The organism is Clostridia bacterium (assembly GCA_017410375.1).
In the GTDB taxonomy this organism is placed as follows: Bacteria; Bacillota; Clostridia; order RGIG6154; family RGIG6154; genus RGIG6154.
The window spans coordinates 1-17886 of the sequence record JAFQQW010000021.1; the positions used below are offsets into that span (position 1 = coordinate 1).

Annotated in this window: 19 protein-coding genes; 16 read left to right on the forward strand and 3 right to left on the reverse strand. The window is 40.9% G+C overall.

Annotation, left to right across the window (positions count from 1 at the left end; translation table 11 throughout):
* The first annotated feature begins 323 nt into the window (after positions 1-323).
* Complete coding sequence (gene cysK, locus IJE10_02880; protein MBQ2967052.1) at positions 324-1253, forward strand: cysteine synthase A; 930 nt, start codon at positions 324-326, stop codon at positions 1251-1253.
* A 27-nt stretch (positions 1254-1280) separates the two neighbouring features.
* Here the strand turns inward: cysK and IJE10_02885 are convergent, their stop codons facing one another.
* Positions 1281-2309 (reverse strand): hypothetical protein, encoded by a 1029-nt coding sequence (locus IJE10_02885; GenBank protein ID MBQ2967053.1) that lies wholly within the window; start codon positions 2307-2309, stop codon positions 1281-1283.
* Between the two features lie 146 nt (positions 2310-2455).
* Between IJE10_02885 and dgoD the strand changes: the two genes are divergently transcribed.
* Genes dgoD through IJE10_02900 form a run of 3 tightly spaced genes read left to right on the forward strand, consistent with a single transcriptional unit; the run spans position 2456 to position 4671 of the window.
* Complete coding sequence (gene dgoD, locus IJE10_02890; GenBank protein ID MBQ2967054.1) at positions 2456-3607, forward strand: galactonate dehydratase; 1152 nt, start codon at positions 2456-2458, stop codon at positions 3605-3607.
* A 10-nt stretch (positions 3608-3617) separates the two neighbouring features.
* Positions 3618-4382: an SDR family oxidoreductase gene (locus tag IJE10_02895; protein MBQ2967055.1), complete on the forward strand. Its 765-nt coding sequence runs from the start codon at positions 3618-3620 to the stop codon at positions 4380-4382.
* 58 nt (positions 4383-4440) lie between these two features.
* Positions 4441-4671: a DUF896 domain-containing protein gene (locus IJE10_02900; GenBank protein MBQ2967056.1), complete on the forward strand. Its 231-nt coding sequence runs from the start codon at positions 4441-4443 to the stop codon at positions 4669-4671.
* 52 nt (positions 4672-4723) lie between these two features.
* Here IJE10_02900 and argH read toward each other — a convergent pair whose 3' ends face one another.
* The gene (argH, locus tag IJE10_02905) at positions 4724-6100 is read right to left on the reverse strand and encodes an argininosuccinate lyase (protein MBQ2967057.1); all 1377 of its coding nucleotides are present in this window, start codon (positions 6098-6100) and stop codon (positions 4724-4726) included.
* Between the two features lie 57 nt (positions 6101-6157).
* Complete coding sequence (locus IJE10_02910; protein ID MBQ2967058.1) at positions 6158-7372, reverse strand: argininosuccinate synthase; 1215 nt, start codon at positions 7370-7372, stop codon at positions 6158-6160.
* Between the two features lie 175 nt (positions 7373-7547).
* On the opposite strand from IJE10_02910, the gene ruvC reads away from it, so the two are divergent.
* From ruvC to IJE10_02970, 12 genes are all read left to right on the forward strand, one after another.
* Positions 7548-8039 carry a crossover junction endodeoxyribonuclease RuvC gene (gene ruvC, locus IJE10_02915; GenBank protein ID MBQ2967059.1) on the forward strand — a complete coding sequence of 164 codons (492 nt, stop codon included), beginning with the start codon at positions 7548-7550 and terminating at the stop codon, positions 8037-8039.
* A gap of 16 nt (positions 8040-8055) precedes the next feature.
* Entirely contained in the window at positions 8056-8643 is a 588-nt protein-coding gene (ruvA, locus tag IJE10_02920; GenBank protein ID MBQ2967060.1) for a Holliday junction branch migration protein RuvA, read from the forward strand.
* 12 nt (positions 8644-8655) lie between these two features.
* The gene (gene ruvB, locus IJE10_02925; GenBank protein ID MBQ2967061.1) at positions 8656-9657 is read left to right on the forward strand and encodes a Holliday junction branch migration DNA helicase RuvB; all 1002 of its coding nucleotides are present in this window, start codon (positions 8656-8658) and stop codon (positions 9655-9657) included.
* 3 nt (positions 9658-9660) lie between these two features.
* Positions 9661-11454 (forward strand): sensor histidine kinase, encoded by a 1794-nt coding sequence (locus IJE10_02930; GenBank protein ID MBQ2967062.1) that lies wholly within the window; start codon positions 9661-9663, stop codon positions 11452-11454.
* The gene (locus IJE10_02935; protein ID MBQ2967063.1) at positions 11432-12904 is read left to right on the forward strand and encodes a response regulator; all 1473 of its coding nucleotides are present in this window, start codon (positions 11432-11434) and stop codon (positions 12902-12904) included. The genes IJE10_02930 and IJE10_02935 overlap by 23 nt, the downstream gene beginning before the upstream one ends.
* Before the next feature lie 160 nt (positions 12905-13064).
* Complete coding sequence (gene groES / locus IJE10_02940) at positions 13065-13349, forward strand: co-chaperone GroES (protein MBQ2967064.1); 285 nt, start codon at positions 13065-13067, stop codon at positions 13347-13349.
* 24 nt (positions 13350-13373) lie between these two features.
* The gene (gene groL, locus IJE10_02945; GenBank protein ID MBQ2967065.1) at positions 13374-15008 is read left to right on the forward strand and encodes a chaperonin GroEL; all 1635 of its coding nucleotides are present in this window, start codon (positions 13374-13376) and stop codon (positions 15006-15008) included.
* Positions 15009-15385: 377 nt separating this feature from the next.
* Positions 15386-15874 carry a hypothetical protein gene (locus IJE10_02950; GenBank protein ID MBQ2967066.1) on the forward strand — a complete coding sequence of 163 codons (489 nt, stop codon included), beginning with the start codon at positions 15386-15388 and terminating at the stop codon, positions 15872-15874.
* 1 nt (position 15875) lies between these two features.
* The gene (locus IJE10_02955) at positions 15876-16742 is read left to right on the forward strand and encodes an NAD(P)H-hydrate dehydratase (GenBank protein ID MBQ2967067.1); all 867 of its coding nucleotides are present in this window, start codon (positions 15876-15878) and stop codon (positions 16740-16742) included.
* Between the two features lie 174 nt (positions 16743-16916).
* Entirely contained in the window at positions 16917-17093 is a 177-nt protein-coding gene (locus IJE10_02960; protein MBQ2967068.1) for a hypothetical protein, read from the forward strand.
* Between the two features lie 3 nt (positions 17094-17096).
* The gene (locus IJE10_02965; protein MBQ2967069.1) at positions 17097-17468 is read left to right on the forward strand and encodes a type II toxin-antitoxin system PemK/MazF family toxin; all 372 of its coding nucleotides are present in this window, start codon (positions 17097-17099) and stop codon (positions 17466-17468) included.
* 2 nt (positions 17469-17470) lie between these two features.
* Positions 17471-17881, forward strand: coding sequence for a hypothetical protein (locus IJE10_02970; GenBank protein ID MBQ2967070.1), 411 nt, complete (start codon positions 17471-17473; stop codon positions 17879-17881).
* Positions 17882-17886 lie beyond the last annotated feature (5 nt).

Genomic DNA, 17886 nt, shown 5'->3' on the forward strand with positions numbered 1-17886 from the left:
GGAAAAAATGTTTGGAATGGACAAACTGAGCCCAAACCGCGATATAGCGCGGTTTGGGGTTACCCGAAGGCGTACAAAGGTACGTCGAGAGGCGAAGTTTGTTCATAGCAAAAACGCATTTATCAAAAGAAAACACGCAAAGTTTTGCGTGTTTTCTTCATTTGGTGTTGTTCTTGTAAGTTTGTACAAACTTTGTTTGCCTTTATACTCGCGTTTTTGCGGTCCGGACTTTTTTTACATTCCCTTTTTTAAAAATTTCTGTTGTCAAAAGCAGATTTGTGTGTTAGAATATAGTATATATATTTAATGAGGTGAACAGCAACATGATATGCAATAATATTCTAGAAGCAATGGGGAATACGCCCATCATTCGTCTTTCAAATATGACAGATGGCGAAAGTGCTGAGATTTTAGTCAAATTTGAAGGATTGAATGTGGGTGGCTCCATCAAAACCCGAACGGCATATAATATGATTTTGGATGCCGAGAAAAAGGGCTTGATACATAAAGATACAATTATTGTAGAACCTACAAGCGGAAATCAGGGTATCGGACTTGCGTTGGTTGGCGCGGTTCGGGGATACAAAACCAAAATTATTATGCCGGATTCTGTAAGCGAAGAACGCAGAAAGCTTGTTCAGCATTACGGCGCAGAAGTGGTTCTGATTCATGATGCAGGCAACATCGGTGCATGTATCGAAGAATGTTTAGAGACAGCACTCCGTATGCAGAGAGAGAATAAAAATGTATTTGTACCTCAGCAGTTCGAAAATCCTGCAAACGTTGCGATACAAAGAGAAAGAACCGGTGTTGAAATTTTAGAACAGGTTGGAAAGCCGATTCACGGTTTTTGCTCGGGCATCGGCACAGGCGGTACCATTACCGGCATTGGCGAAACGTTAAAAAGCAAAAATCCTGATATCGAAATCTGGGCAGTTGAGCCTGAGCATGCTGCAATGCTCTCGGGTGGATCTATCGGTACCCATTTGCAAATGGGCATCGGCGACGGTATCATTCCTGCCATTTTAAATCAGGAAATTTATAACGATATCTGTATTATTAAAGATGAAGAAGCCATTCAGACCTCCAAGGATTTAGCATCCAAAGAAGGAATAATGTGTGGCATCTCCAGCGGCACAAATGTGGCGGCAGCAATGAAGCTTGCCCAAAAATTAGGCAAAGGCAAAACCGTTGTAACCGTTCTTCCCGATACCGCTGAACGATATTTCTCTACACCACTTTTTGAAGATTGAAAAACGAAGGCATATGCCTTCGTTTTTTTATTTATAATATTCTTTTAAAGACTTAACAAGCTCTTGCTTGGAAACTTTTCCGGTAATCTCCAAAAATTTCTTTGCACGGTATTTTACCGAGCTTTCCGAAATAAAACATTTTTCTGAAATTTGCGCATAGTTTTTTCCATCTAATACAAGTCTTAAAATCTGAATATCAAGCTCATCGCAATGCTTCAACAGATTATCTATTTTTAGCAAGTTCATCATCTCATCATCCTGGTAAAACGGGAAAGATGGTGCTTCTGTTTTTAAAACAGAAGCCGTTTGTGTGCTTGGAAATATATCAGTTTTGTAGCTTTGTGTAATGGTCATACATGAAATATTGTTCTGATTTCTACATGCATCTGCTATTAAAAGCGCTGCTTGTCCTAATGTATCATACTGCGTATCAATCGATATAATTTGCTTTGAAAGCTCTGCATTCTCAAAATTTTTTGTACAGGAAATAATTGTAATTTTATCTGAAATCTCCGGAAATGATGCATTCAGCTTTTGTGCAAGCGAGGTCGCAGCCAAACCGTTAACGCATATCACGGTATTCACGTTACCAATATAAGGTACAAAAGAAGCAAAGCATTTATCCAGCGAACCCAAGTTATAAAAAACAGGAGCATCCGGTGAAAATCGGTTAAAACCTTCTAAACGCACCGTGTCAGAAACAGAATCCGGGTTTACACCGTAAAGCGCAACATTTCCGGGAAAGCATTGCAAAAGGTGCTCCATCAGACAATTTAAATCCGTATATACACTGTGATACTTTCCGTTTATTTGTTGTGTGCGCGGTGCAAAAAGAACAGGCGTTACGCCAAGCGAATTAGCGTAACAGACAATGTTGTTAAGCCAAACCGGGTTTGTTCCTAAAACAAAAAGAGTATCTTTTTTCATCAAACCGGATTCAGATTGTATTTCTGTGTATTTTTTTCTTCTTTTTTTCAGTGCGGAAAGCAATCCACTCAGAATCTCTTCGCACCATACGCTTTGACGGAAAGGCGTCTCACATATAATTCTGAACATGGTATCACCGCCTCTTTTCTATTTTATCACATACAAAAAAGTTCGTCAAGGCGAAAAAGTTTGTTGCGAATTGCTGAAAAATAGTATTGTTTCTTGTAAATATATGCGTTACTCTATATTATAGAGATAAATTAAGGAGTGATATCATGAAAATAACAAAGCTGGAACTCATCCATGTTAAGCCGCGCTGGATGTTTCTTAAAATGCATACAGATAAAGATATTATTGGTCTTGGTGAACCGATTTTAGAAGGACATGCACATTCAGTAGAAGCGGTTATACATGAATTTGAAGACTACCTCATCGGGAAAGACCCGATGCAAATCGAACACCATGTGCAAGCATTATACCGGGGTGGTTTTTATCGGGGCGGTCCTTTGATGCTTTCTGCAATTAGCGGTATTGAACAAGCAATGTGGGATATCAAGGGAAAATATTACAATTGTCCCGTTTACGAAATGTTAGGCGGAAAATGTCGCGATAAAATCCGCATGTATACTCACATCAAGCTTGCAGGTGTTGCAGGAGAATTTCCTATTGAGCAAATGCTTTCCATGGCAGATGAACGATTAAAAGAAGGATATACCGCACTAAAATATTCTATTATTCCACCTATCAAACAAATCGAAACACCCGAAAACATGCAAAAGCATGTAGAACGTTTTAAAAAAGTGCGCGAAAGAATCGGAAACAGTGTAGACCTTGCAATTGATTTCCATGGCAGAGTATCTCCTGCACTTTCCACTCGCTTGGCGGAAGAATTGAAACCTTATTATCCCATGTTCATCGAAGAACCCTGTCTGCCTGAAAATGTGGACAGTATGGTCACAATTGCCCGTTCAACCTCTATTCCCATTGCGGCTGGAGAACGCCTGTTTGGGAAATGGCAGTACAGAGAGTTGATTGAAAAGCAGGCAGTCAGTGTCATTCAGCCTGATTTGTGCCATGTTGGCGGCATATTTGAGGCAAGAAAGCTTGCATCCATGATTGAAATGTATTACGGCACCATTGCACCGCACAACCCATTAGGACCTATTTCGCTTGCATCGTGCTTACAGTTAGATGCCTGCGTCCCGAATTTTCTTGTACAGGAGCATCCGGGCAATCCGGATAAATCCGATTTGGGTGTTGGCTACATTAAAAAGCCCTTTGAAGTTAAAGGCGGATATATTGATGTGCCGGTTGGCCCCGGTCTTGGTGTTGAGCTTGATGAAGATGCTTTGAAAGACAAATTGTACGACGGAAAATGGACAACGCCGCGTCAATATTATGAAGACGGCAGCAACGCTGAGTGGTAAGGAGAAACATATGAATAAATCAGTTTTTGTAACAGGAGCAGCATACGGCACAGGATATACAATCGCAGAAACCTTTGCCAAAGAAGGATATAATGTTTTTATCAGTGGCAGAGTTTCGGAAAAAGTAGATTCTGCAGTACAAACATTAAAAGATACCTATGGTGTGTATGTAAAAGGATATCAAACCATTACCTTTGATCAGAAAGAAACCACCGCTATATTTGAAGACATCCGTAAAAACGGCTTTTTATTGGATGTTTTGGTATTGAATGCTGCAAATCTTGGTATCGGACAAAACAGCCTTGAAGTGGATATCGAAGCGTTTATGGATGTTTACCGCATCAATGTCGCCTGGAATTTTATGATGTCAAGAGAAGCAGCAAAACAAATGAAAGAAAAGCAAAAAGGTTCTATTGTTTTTATTACATCCAATTCTGCTTTGCGCGTAACCGAAAACCGATGTGCGTACTGTTCATCTAAAAGCGCTATTCTTGCTATGTCCAAATCCTTTGCAGTGGACTGGGGGAAATATGGTATTCGCTCCAATTGCGTGCTTCCCGGCATGATAAAAACAAGTCGGTGGTACAACAATGAAAACGATGTAAAAAACTCACTTGCAAACAAAACACCAATTCGTGATATAGCAGAGTTTCAGGATATCGCAGATGCTGTTATGTACTTTGCATCCGATATGTCCCGTAATACTACCGGTGCTGAGCTTGTGGTTGACGGTGGTATGCTCGCACAGCTTACGCCGAATTTGAATAACCAATAGCTTGATTTTCGAATTAAATTGTGTTATACTAAACTAAACATAGTTTGAGGTGATTTTTATGACAGAACTGATTAAAAGAATCAATGAATTGGCTAAAAAGTCCAGAGAAGAAGGGTTAACCGAAACGGAAAAGGATGAACAAGCAGAGCTTCGCCAAAAATACATTCAGGCATTCCGTCAGGGTTTTACAAATACCATGGAAAGTGTCTATATTATGGACGAACATGGCAACAAAAAGAAAGTGGAACGCAAAGGTAAAAAGCATACCGGCGTTAACAAAAAACAATAAAGTAAACTTTATACAAGAAAGGTCGTAGCATTTTGCTACGACCTTTTTTAAGTTAAAATTTACTTAAAAACGCTTTACCGTTTTGAATAGCTGTTTCAACTGCTTCTTTTGCGGGACCTCCGTAAATCTTTCTTTCATTTACACAAGTCTCCAACGAAATGGCATCATACACATCCTCTTCAATCAGAGGGGAGAATTCTTTAAATTCGTCAATGGTCAAATCCTCTAGAGCTTTATCTTTTGAAATGCAGTAAAAAACAGTTTTTCCTGAAATGCTGTGTGCTTCTCTGAACGGAATACCTTTTTTTACCAGATAATCCGCATAGTCGGTGGCATTTGTGAATCCGCCCGCCGCACCTTTTCTTAAATTATCTTTCTTTAAGGTGATGGTTGCGAGCATATCGGTGAACACAGGCAGACACATTTTAATGGTGTCTACACCATCAAAAATTGCTTCCTTGTCTTCCTGCATATCTTTGTTGTATGCAAGCGGAATGCCTTTCATAACCGTAAGAAGTGTCATTAAATCACCAAATACGCGTCCCGATTTGCCGCGTACAAGCTCTGCAATATCAGGATTCTTCTTCTGCGGCATAATAGACGAGCCGGTTGAAAATGCATCGTCCATTTCTACATAAGAAAATTCATGAGAATTAAACAGAATCATTTCTTCACTCATACGACTTAAATGAACCGAAATCAAAGACAAAGCAGAAAGCAATTCAATGGCAAAATCTCTGTCCGAAACACCGTCTAAGCTGTTTTCGGTTATGGAAGCAAACCCCAACTGTTCTGCCACAAACAAACGGTCGAGCGGGAAGGTTGTTCCTGCAAGCGCCCCCGAGCCTAAAGGCATAACATCTGTTCTTTTATACACATCCTGCAACCGTTCAAGGTCACGCTTGAACATCTGAAAATATGCCATTAAATAATGGGCAAATGTGATGGACTGAGCTTTTTGCAGATGGGTATAACCTGCCATAATGGTGTCCTTGTTTTTGTCTGCCATATCCAGAATGGTTTCTAAAAGCTTTTTAAGCATCCCTGAAATTTCAACAATTTCATCCTTTACATACATACGGATATCCAAAGCTACCTGATCGTTTCTGCTTCTGCCGGTGTGCAGTTTTTTACCCACATCACCAATGCGCTCAATCAGAATGGTTTCTACGTTCATGTGAATATCTTCAGCGTCAATCATGAATTCTACTTTACCGGCTTCTACATCTGCAAGAATTTCTTTTAACGTTTTGCAAATCAGAGCACTTTCGTCTTCGGAAATAATGCCCACTTTGCCAAGCATGGTAGCATGTGCAATCGACCCTGTGATATCCTGCTTATAAAGGCGAGCATCAAAGGAGATAGAGGAATTAAAATCATCCACCTTTTTATCGGTTGCTTTGTTAAACCGACCGCCCCAAAGTTTCATAACAATCGTTCCTTTCAATAAAAAAGCGGAACGAAAGGGTTCCGCTTTTCAAAGCTATTATTTTTTATTTCTCTTAAGCATGGTTGCACGGACTTTAAGCGGCAAACCAAACAGATTGATAAAGCCTGCAGAATCCTTCTGATCGTAAACTTCATCTTCAGAGAAGGTTGCGATATCTTCATCGTACAGAGAGTACGGAGATTTTGCACCGGCAGGCATACAGTTGCCTTTGTAAAGCTTCATGCGAACGGTACCGGTTACAGTCTTCTGGGTTTCATCCACAAAGGCAGAAAGCGCTTCGCGTAAAGGTGTGTACCACAAACCGTCATATACCAAATCTGCAAACTTGTTTGCAACGTCTGCTTTATAGTGAAGAGTCTGCTTGTCTAAGCAGAGATATTCAAGCTCTTTGTGTGCAGCATACAGAAGTGTACCACCGGGAGTTTCATAAACACCACGGCTCTTCATACCAACCAGACGGTTTTCAACGATATCATCAATACCAACACCGTTTGCACCTGCAAGCTCGTTTGCTTTTTTCAAAAGCTCAACGGGGGAGTCATATTTAACACCGTCGATTGCTACCGGAACACCTTCTACAAATTCGATTTCAGTGTATGTAGGAGTGTCGGGAGCAGATTCGGGAGAAACCATAAGCTTTAACAGCTTTTCATACTGGGGCTCGTTCCAGGGATTTTCCAAATCCATACCTTCGTGGGAAAGGTGCCAGATGTTTCTGTCCATGGAGTAGTTATCTTCTTTGGTAACAGGTACCGGAATACCGCGTGCTGCCGCATAATCAATTTCTTCTTCACGGGATTTGATATCCCAGATTCTCCAGGGAGCTATAATCTTAAGATGCGGTGCCAGTGCTTTAATGGTCAGTTCAAAACGAACCTGGTCATTCCCTTTACCGGTACAGCCGTGGCAAATTGCGGTTGCGCCCTCGGCTTCTGCAATTTCAACCAAACGCTTTGCAATACACGGACGGGCATGAGAGGTACCTAAAAGATATTTTCCTTCATAAACTGCACCTGCTTTTAAAGTAGGCCAGATAAAATCTTTAACATATTCTTCCTGCAGATTCTCGATGTAAAGCTTGGATGCACCGGTCTTGAGTGCTTTTTCTTCTAGGCCTTCGGTTTCTTTACCCTGACCAACGTCACCGCAAACTGCGATAACCTCATAGTCGTAATTTTCTTTCAGCCACGGAATGATAATAGAAGTATCCAGACCGCCTGAATACGCAAGAATAACTTTTTCTTTTGACATATTGCATTTCCTCCGATTTTTTGGTAAAATAGTAATTGATGTTTTACCTTTTTAATATCTTTCGACATTTTTTAAATTGTCTAAAGATGATTATACAACACTTTTTACAAAAAATCAAGGGTTAATTTTAATTTTTTATACATTTTTTGAAAAAATATACACTCGAGGTGCATAAATGAGAATATTAGGAATTGATCCCGGGGTTGCAATTGTGGGGTATGGTGTGATAGAATATACAAGTAATCAGTTTAAAGTGATTGATTACGGCAAAATCACAACACCTGCACACACTCCCTTGCCCAAGCGTTTAAAAATGGTATACGACAGCATGACACAGCTGATTGCAACCTTTAATCCGGATGTGGTTGCCATTGAAGAGCTTTTCTTTAATACCAATGTTACTACTGCGATTGCAGTCGGTCATGCAAGAGGCGTGCTGGTCTTAGCAGCAGAAAACGCAAGCAAGCCAGTGGCAGAATACACACCGCTTCAGATAAAACAGGCGGTAGCCGGATATGGCAGAGCCGATAAAAATCAGGTTCAGCAAATGGTGAAAATGTTTTTAAAATTAAATGAAATTCCAAAGCCCGACGACACAGCGGATGCATTGGCGGTGGCAATTTGCCATGCGCACTCTGCATCTCTTTCAAATAAGCTTGGTCTTTAACAAATAGGAGGTTTTTATGTACGCATTTATAAGTGGAACTCTTGAATATGCAGGAAACGGATATGTTATTTTAGACAATAACGGAATCGGATACAGAATCCACGTTCCTGCATCGGTGCTTTCAAAGCTTCCGTCCATCGGAAAGCTCGTGAAGCTTTATACATATCATCATGTCCGCGAGGATGCAATGGAATTGTTCGGTTTTCTTTCTATGGACGACAAAGAAATATATGAAGTTCTCATTTCCGTATCGGGTGTCGGTCCGAAGGTCGGACTTGCCATTCTTTCGGCAGTTGAACCCAATGCATTGATTACAGCAGTATTAAGTGGCGATGTTAAAACCATAACCAAAGCGCCCGGGGTAGGTCCTAAACTTGCACAAAGAGTCATTTTAGAGCTGAAAGATAAATTTAAAGGCTTCGGAGTAGAAGGTGTCGTTTTGCAAAGCGAGCCTGAAACAGCTTCTGTCAATAATGAAGCGATTGAAGCGTTAACTGCACTGGGGTATACCCAAAGTGAAGCAGCAAAAGCTGTTGTTGGTCTTGAAGGTACGGTAGAGCAGATTGTAGGTGCAGCTCTGCGAAACTTAATGCGTAACAGATAAGGAGAAAAATAAATGGAAGACAGAATCATCACATCTACATATACAACGGATGACCAGGACATAGAAGTCTCTCTTCGCCCACGGAAATTGGACGAATATGTGGGGCAGAGTAAAGCCAAGGAAAACTTAAAAATCTTTATTGAGGCGGCAAAAATGCGTAACGAACCGCTTGACCATGTTTTGCTTTACGGACCGCCCGGACTCGGCAAAACAACCCTTGCGAGTATCATTGCCAACGAAATGGGTGTCAGCATCCGTGTAACCTCTGGTCCTGCAATCGAACGCCCCGGTGACCTTGCGGCAATCATTTCAAATCTAAATGAAAACGATATTCTGTTTATTGACGAAATTCACAGACTTTCCAGAAGCGTGGAAGAAATTCTCTATCCCGCAATGGAGGATTTTGTCATTGATATTGTGTACGGCAAAGGCGTTTCTGCCAAAACCGTTCGTGTCGCTTTGCCGAAATTCACTTTAATTGGTGCAACCACAAGAGCAGGTCTTTTATCTGCACCTCTTCGTGACCGATTTGGGTATATCAGTCGCTTGGAAATGTATACCACCGAAGAACTTACCGATATTATAAAACGTTCTGCATCTATTTTAGATGTTATTTTGGAGGAGGATGGTGCAATCGAAATTGCCAAGCGTTCCCGTGGTACTCCTCGTATTGCAAATCGCCTGTTAAAACGTGTACGCGACTTTGCGCAAATCAAATCCAATTCAATCATTTCAAAGCAGGTGGCAGACGAAGCTTTAAACAGCATGGAAGTGGATAAGCTTGGCTTAGACACTATGGACAGAAGAATGCTGGATACCATCATTCATTCTTTTGGTGGTGGTCCCGTAGGACTTGAAACCATTTCTGCATCTATTGGCGAAGAAAGCAATACTATCGAAGATGTATGCGAGCCGTATTTACTCCAGCTGGGCTTCATCAGTCGCACTCCCAGAGGGAGAGTCGCAACCAAGCTTGCCTATGATTATTTCGGAATTCCTTATAACGGAGAATAATATATGAAGAAAATCAATCTGAAAAAATACAAATTGCGTATTCAGATGACCGTAACCAACACGCTGATTGCGATTTTAACGGTTGTTCTTTTCAGTGTTATTACATATCATGTGTTCGAGCAGGACAGTAATGAGCTTGTGACCGAATCCTTAACATCCAACTTCGAGCTGATGGCAGACCGTATGGATGAATATTTTAATACCGTAAACACACTCACCGACGTTTTTTCGAAAGATGAAGAGGTTCAGTCTGTTTTAAGCCAGACGGATATGTTTATTGCAGATTCCGACTCGGAAATGCTCAGTGCACAGCTTCAGAATGTCATTTTGCTGAACCCAACCATTCGCGAAGGATATGTGGTAACCAACCGTAACGAAATTATCAGTGCTTCAAACGGGGCGGATACAAGCTTTTTACACAATCTTTTAAAGAAAGAACAGGTGGATTTTGATAACGGCGCGTTTCTTGCGATTGAAAGTAAAAATAATCAGAATCAGATAGCGGCTGTTAAGACTATAAAAAGCTTTGACACGGGTAAAAAACTCGGATATGTCGTTATGCTTGCGGACAAGCAAAGATTACTTCAGATTTTCGAGACAGATTTATATGATGGAAAAGAACGTTTTTTACTGCTCGATTCCTCCGGAAATCTTGTTTTTCAACCGGAACACGATGAAAAGATTCCTGTCTTATCCATGCATGAAAGTATGCCCGAGGGTACGGATTCCTATGTTTCAACCATTGAGATTGATGGTGACGCATATAAGTATAACATCAAACGCTCAGCCGAAAGTGGCTGGGAGGTTGTAGTTATGGTGCCGGAAGAGGTGCTTTACAGTCATAGCGTAACGGTCGGGAACACTATTTTAGTGTATATTATCATTATTATTGTTTTGGGTATGATTTTTACAACCATCACCAACATGAGCATCACAAAACCCATTACACGCCTTGCAGAGGCAATTGACCGCGTTGCATCCGGTGACTTTAAGCACAAAATCGCTTTTTCGGCAAAAAACGAGGTTACATTTATCGCAGATAATTTTAACAATATGGTCGATGAGATTCAAGGCCTTACAAAAAAGATTTTCTCCACACAACAACGTCTGTATGAAACAGAGCTTGAACGTAAGCAATTTGAATTAAGCCTTCTGCAGTCACAAATCAATTCTCATTTTCTGTACAATACCTTAAGCTGTATTCGGGCGATGTCCCGTAAAGGGGCAACCGAAGAGGTGTCAAATATGATCAGCAGTCTTGTGCATATGCTCCGTTATGCTTCCAATATGCAGGACAAGACGGTGCTTCAGGATGAGTTTACAAATATCAGGCATTATGTATACATCCAAAGAATGCGACTTGGAGAACAATTACAGTTGATTTTTGATGAAAATGATGATATAATGAACAGCGAAGTGCCTAAAATGATTTTACAACCTGTTGTTGAAAATTCTATTTTGCACGCGTTTAATACTAAAAAAGGAGAGTGGAGTATCCGCGTTTCCGCAAAGCGAAAGGACGACAATCTTACGATACTGATAACCGACAACGGTTGTGGCATGTCTGCAAAAGAGATGGAAAAACTCAGTTTATCCTTAAAAGAGAAAAAGAGCATCTATGATACAAATGATGCCAAAAACAGTATCGGACTTGTAAATATTCAGAACAGAATACGTTCCCTTTACGGAGATGGCTACGGTGTCCGGGTAAGAAGCTGGAAAAATATAGGCACCGCAGTTGCGATACAAATACCCTATAAAAGAAGTGATGAATATGTATTCCGTACTTTTAATTGATGATGAATCCTGGGTCTTGGAGGATATAAAAAGCCTCCTGGACTGGGAAAAGCTAGGCTTTAAAATTGTCGGCGAGGCAAATGACGCTGAAAGCGCAAAACAACTGATAGAATCCGAAAGACCGGATGTTGTAATCAGTGATATCCGTATGCCGGGCTTAAGTGGCATACAGTTGCTTGAAAGCTATGCATCGTCAGATATTTCGTTTAAAAGTGTTTTTGTAACCGCTTACGGCAAATTTGAATATGCCAAAAAAGCACTCGATCTTGGTGCAGATGGCTATTTGTTAAAACCTGTCGAGTCAGAAGAACTTGTGTCGACATTGAACAAAATCAAAAAGCAACTGGATGAACAGGCCGGTGTTTCAGATCAGATGCGCAAGTGGGACAAAGCGCAAAAGCTGTATCTGCTTTTAGACGGTGCCGATGATGAACAAACGCAAAAAGAACTGATTAACGATATTGGCGTTCCCCATGTTTCTGATGCCTTTGTTCTGGCGATTGCAAAAGAACCGTCCGAAACCATGCAGAATCTGCTGTCGGATTTTCCGATGCACCTGACGGTTTTACCGCTGTCTGGCAAACAATGTCTTCTTTATATTCAAAGTCAATCGGGCATTTTTAATCTGATTACCTACAAAAACATGTTTGCTTACCTGAGAGATTTCTGTGAAGCTCATTCCGTGTATTTGGGCTTAAGTCGGATTATGCGACAGAAAAGAAAATTCCGTTCTGCATTTATCCAGGCTGAAAACGCATTGGACGCCGCGTTTGTTACAAACCAAAAACTGAATGCTTATTATTTCAATGATGTCAACGTTCAGGAAATATTAAATATGGTTTCCAGACAGAAGTCAATTGCGAACAAAAATGAGTTGCTTAAAATTTTACCTGACGAATTTCGCAAACAGCGCGTAACCGGAGATAAACTTTCGGAGGTGTTAAAAAATATCGCGATACACTTTGAACTGGATGATGACTTAAAAGATGCTGATGTCAAAAACCTGGCAATCCAATTCGGCTCGCTTGATGCGTATTTTGCGTATCTTACACAGTGTCTGGGTGAAACAAACAGAAAACGCTCCGGAAAAACAAGCTCTCGTGCTATTGTGAAAGAAATTGCAGACTATATTCAGGAAAATTATGACCGCAAAATCATGATAAATGATCTGGCACAGCAATTCTTTTTAAATCCGAGTTATTTAAGCAATCTGTTTAAAGTGGAAACCGGCAAATCGTTTACTGCGTATCTCGTAGAGTGTCGCTTAAAAAAAGCTAAGGAGCTTTTGGAAAATACCGATCTTTCTCTTTATGAAATCAGCGCCAACGTCGGATATGAAGATTATTTCCATTTCAGTAAACTGTTTAAAAAGCATATGAATATTTCGCCTGCGAACTATCGTAAAAACAAACTTGAAAACACCGCTTCACATGATTCTGAAACGGAATAACAGAGCATAAAGTTATACACACCTGCATATCTATTTGCAGATGTGTATATTTTTTGGGAAATTTTTCAATAAGGTATTGACAAATTTGTAAAATAGTGTAAAATAGTATTATTAGCACTCAAGAGTGTAGAGTGCTAAACGGCTAAAAGGAGGAAAAAACATGAACATTAAACCTTTAGGTGACAGAGTTGTAATTAAAATGATTGAAGCGGAAGAAACTACCGCAAGCGGTATTGTTCTTCCCGGTTCTGCAAAGGAAAAACCGCAGATGGCTGAAATTGTTGCAGTAGGCCCCGGCGGTGTTGTAGACGGTAAAGAAGTGGTTATGGAAGTTAAAGTGGGCGACAAAGTAATTACCAGCAAATATGCAGGTACTGAAGTGAAATTTGACGGCACAGAATATACCATTTTAAAACAAAGTGATATTTTGGCAATTGTTGACTAATTTTAATGAAAGGTGGAGTAAAAAATGGCAAAAGACATTTTGTTTGGTGAAGAAGCAAGAAAAAGCCTCGAAAACGGCGTAAACAAGCTTGCTGACACCGTAAAAGTAACATTAGGCCCTAAAGGCAGAAATGTTGTACTGGATAAAAAATTCGGTGCACCGCTTATTACAAATGACGGTGTAACCATCGCAAAAGAAATTGAACTGGAAGATCCTTTTGAAAATATGGGCGCACAGCTTGTAAAAGAAGTATCGACCAAAACCAACGACGTTGCAGGTGACGGTACCACAACCGCTACACTTTTGGCACAGGCGCTTATTCATGAGGGTATCAAAAACGTTGCAGCAGGTGCAAATCCGATGGTACTCAGAAAAGGCATCTCCAAAGCTGTAGATCAGGTTGTAGAAACCATTAAAGCAAACAGCGAAAAGGTGAAGGGCAAGGAAGATATTGCCCGCGTAGCCGCTGTTTCTGCTGCAGATGATGAAATCGGTCAGTTGATTGCCGATGCAATGGAAAAGGTAACCAGCGATGGCGTAATTACCGTTGAAGAATCCAAAACTGCAGAAACCACAGCAGATATCGTTGAAGGTATGCAGTTTGACCGCGGTTACATTTCTCCTTACATGGTAACCGATACCGATAAGATGGAAGCTGTAATTGACGATGCATACATCTTGATTACAGATAAGAAAATCTCCAATATTCAGGAAATTCTTCCCGTTTTGGAACAGATTGTTCAGTCCGGTCAGAAGCTTGTAATCATTGCTGAAGATATTGAAGGCGAAGCACTTGCTACCTTGCTTGTAAACAAACTTCGTGGCACCTTTACTTGCGTTGCAGTGAAAGCACCGGGCTTTGGTGACAGGAGAAAAGCAATGCTTGAAGATATCGCTATTCTTACCGGTGGTCAGGTAATTACCGATGACTTAGGTCTCGATTTGAAAGAAACCTCGGTTGAACAGCTTGGTCGTGCAAAGCAGGTTAAAGTGCAGAAAGAAAACACTATCATTGTTGATGGTGCAGGCGATTCTCAGCAAATTGCAAGCCGTGTTGCACAAATTAAGGCTCAGATTGAAGAAACTACCTCTGATTTTGACAGAGAAAAACTGCAGGAAAGACTTGCAAAGCTTTCCGGCGGTGTTGCTGTTATCCGCGTAGGCGCAGCAACTGAAGTGGAAATGAAAGAAAAGAAGCTGCGCATCGAAGATGCTCTTGCTGCAACACGCGCAGCAGTTGAAGAAGGTATTGTGCCCGGTGGCGGTACCGCATATATTAATGCAATTCCTGCCCTTGACAAAATGCTTGAAGAAACTGCAGGCGATGAAAAAACCGGTGTACTGCTTGTAAAGAAAGCATTAGAAGCACCCGTAAAGCAGATTGCTGCAAATGCAGGTCTCGAAGGCAGTGTAATCGTGGATAAAATCATCAACAGCCCCAAAGGTATTGGCTTTAATGCACTAACCGAAGTGTATGAAGACATGATTCAGGCAGGTATTGTTGACCCTGCAAAGGTTACCAGAAGCGCATTGCAGAACGCAGCAAGTGTAGCATCCGTTGTTCTGACAACCGAAAGTGTTGTTGCAAATCAGCCTGAGAAGGAAGCACCTATGCCGGCAGGTGGCGGTATGCCCGGCGGCGGAATGGGTATGTATTAAAAAATTAAACGGAAAGCATTTGCTTTCCGTTTCAGCGTGTCGATAAACCTATCGACACGCTGTCAGAGCGCGAAAAAGGAAGTTATATTTTGTCAATTTGAATTCGTCGGCGTACAGAGGTACGGTAGAGTTCAAATTGACAAAAAGCAAGCAATGGAGCGGAATCCTCGATAGATTCCGCTCCATTCAACATCTGTTCAAACCGGAGATTCTTCGCTTCGCTCAGAATAACAAATAGTTCTTTGCTTGCGGTAGAACGACTTTTTCGACAGTCTGAAACGGAAAGTATTTGCTTTCCGTTTTTTATATACAAAGTTCTTGCAGATTTTGTCAAAATATGATATACTGAATAAAAAGTAAAATCAAGGAGAAAAACAATGGAAAATATAACAGAAGTTTTGGTAAAGAAAAAGAAAAACGGAACAGATGAATTGAAATCGTTTTTTGTAGTGCTTTTAGGATTTATTTTGGTGGCTGTATCCGCAAAATATCTTGGCGCTTTCAGTGTAATCGCTGTTGCTCTGATTATTTATCTCGCATATCGTCTTTTGCTTTCTTTTGATATGGAATTTGAATATTGCCTTGTGGATAAAGAAATTCGTGTAGATAAAATTTTGAGCAAGAAAAAAAGAAAAGATTACATCCGTGTTGAAGGGGATGAAATTGAATACATTGCTAAGCTTTCTGATGTGGGTGAAAGTGAACTGAAAAACACAAAAATTTATATGGCATCCGAGTTCATGAACGCTTCGGATAACTATGTTGTAAAAGCGAACAAGGGCGGAGTAGCTATGAGCGTAGTGATAAAAGGTGATGAACGCGTTTTGGCACATTTAAAACGTGTTATGCCGGGTAAGGTGAGATAAAATGCAATTAACGCATGAACTGATTAAAAACAATCTTCCTGTGCGATTTTCGCACCAGAACAAAGGTGATTTCGGACATGTTCTTGTAATTGGCGGCAGCTACGGAATGGCAGGTGCTGTTTGTATGACGGCACAAAGCGCCCTGAAATCCGGTGCAGGGCTTGTGACTGTCGCAGTTCCTGAAAGAATTGCGGACATCGTTTCTGTGAAGCTGACAGAGTGTATGGTTTTGCCATTGCCGGATGAAAATGGTATGCTTTCCGCTTCGGCAAGACAGACAATAAAAAGTTTTTTACCGAAAGTAAATACCGTTGTGTTTGGTATGGGTGCAAGAAAATGTGCAGGCACAGCCGCCATTCTTGAATTTTTACTGCAGACTTTTACCGGCACGTTGGTTTTGGATGCGGATGCGTTGAATGTACTGGCGGAAAATCCTGAGCTTTTTCACATCAAACGAAAATGCATGTTGATTTTAACACCACACCCCGGAGAAATGGCTCGGTTGATGAATCTGGAAATCTCCTTCGTGCAGGCAGAACGTGAAAATAACGCAAAAAAATACGCACAAACGAACAATCTGGTTTTGGTTTTAAAAGGAGAAGGCACTGTTATATCGGACGGTGAGAAGTTTTTTTTGAATCCTACGGGCAATGTGGGAATGGCAACAGGTGGTTCGGGAGATGTTTTGGCAGGTGTTATCGGCGGTTTGGCAGCACAGAAAATTACGCCGCTTCACGCCGCATTCTGCGGATGCTATCTGCATGGACTTGCGGGAGATATTGCGTTAAAGGAAAAGACATATTTTTCTCTTACGGCTTGTGATTTAATCACATATCTGCCCGAAGCATTCCGTGAAATTTTACTTTAGATGTATGAATTGGAAACTTGCGGTAAACAATATCTTTGAAGATTATGTTGTGAGGTGAGTTTCCTATGTAACATTTTTCAAGAATTGTCATAATATTGGTATTGACCGAGTCCTTTCAAAATGGTATAATGAATTGTGGTTTTATCACAAATTATAATTTGAGAGGTCCCGGATATGTGCAGCAGAAAGAAAAAGAAAACAGAAGCTGCATCTTTAAAAGAAATGCAGCAAGCGTTAAAACAGGGATATATTGAATCCGGCGCTGTTAACTTAGAATATGCCGAAATGTGTTTGGTTGCTGAAAATGAAGCTTTTGCAACCTGTGAGGAAAAACTTTCGGAGTGTGAGTAAAGCGTGAATGTTAAGCGTGGCGATATTTATTATGCGGACTTAAGTCCGGTTGTCGGTTCGGAGCAGGGTGGTGTACGTCCCGTGCTTATTATACAGAACAATATCGGCAACAAGTACAGCCCGACAGTTATTGTAGCAGCAATCACTTCACAAATCAACAAAAATAAGATGCCGACGCATGTGGAGCTGGATGCTGTAAGATATGGGCTTGCAAAAGATTCTGTGGTTCTTCTGGAGCAGGTAAGAACCTTGGATAAAAAAAGATTAAAAGAAAAAATCGGTTCTGCAGACTTAAAGATGATGGAAAAAGTAGATATTGCTCTTGAAATCAGTTTCGGCTTAAGCGAGGGAATACTGCGAACCAAGGAGGAATGAATGTGAAAAAAAGAAATGTGCTTATTGGATTGGTGGTAGCAGGTCTTGCCGTTACATATGCTGTTGCGGCAACTCCCGGCAGTGATTCTGATCCGGTTATCTCTTTAAGCTACTTGACCGAGGTTTTTAAGCCGGAAATCAGGCAGGAAACACAGTATCAGCTTGTTAACCTTTCCGCGGGACAGAAGTTGGTTGGCGGTATGGGTGCAGAAATGATTCTTCGCATGGGAAGCGCAAATGTGATTGCAACAGATTTAGGAGGCATATCCGATGTCACTTTAGGCTATGATCTTTCGGGTGGCGTTGCTGTTCCGGCAAATCATCATCTCATTGTTCCGCGTGATGACGGAAGAGGTGTTGTTGCAACCGCTGACTGCATCTTTATGGTTAAAGGAACGTATCAAATTCAATAAATAAA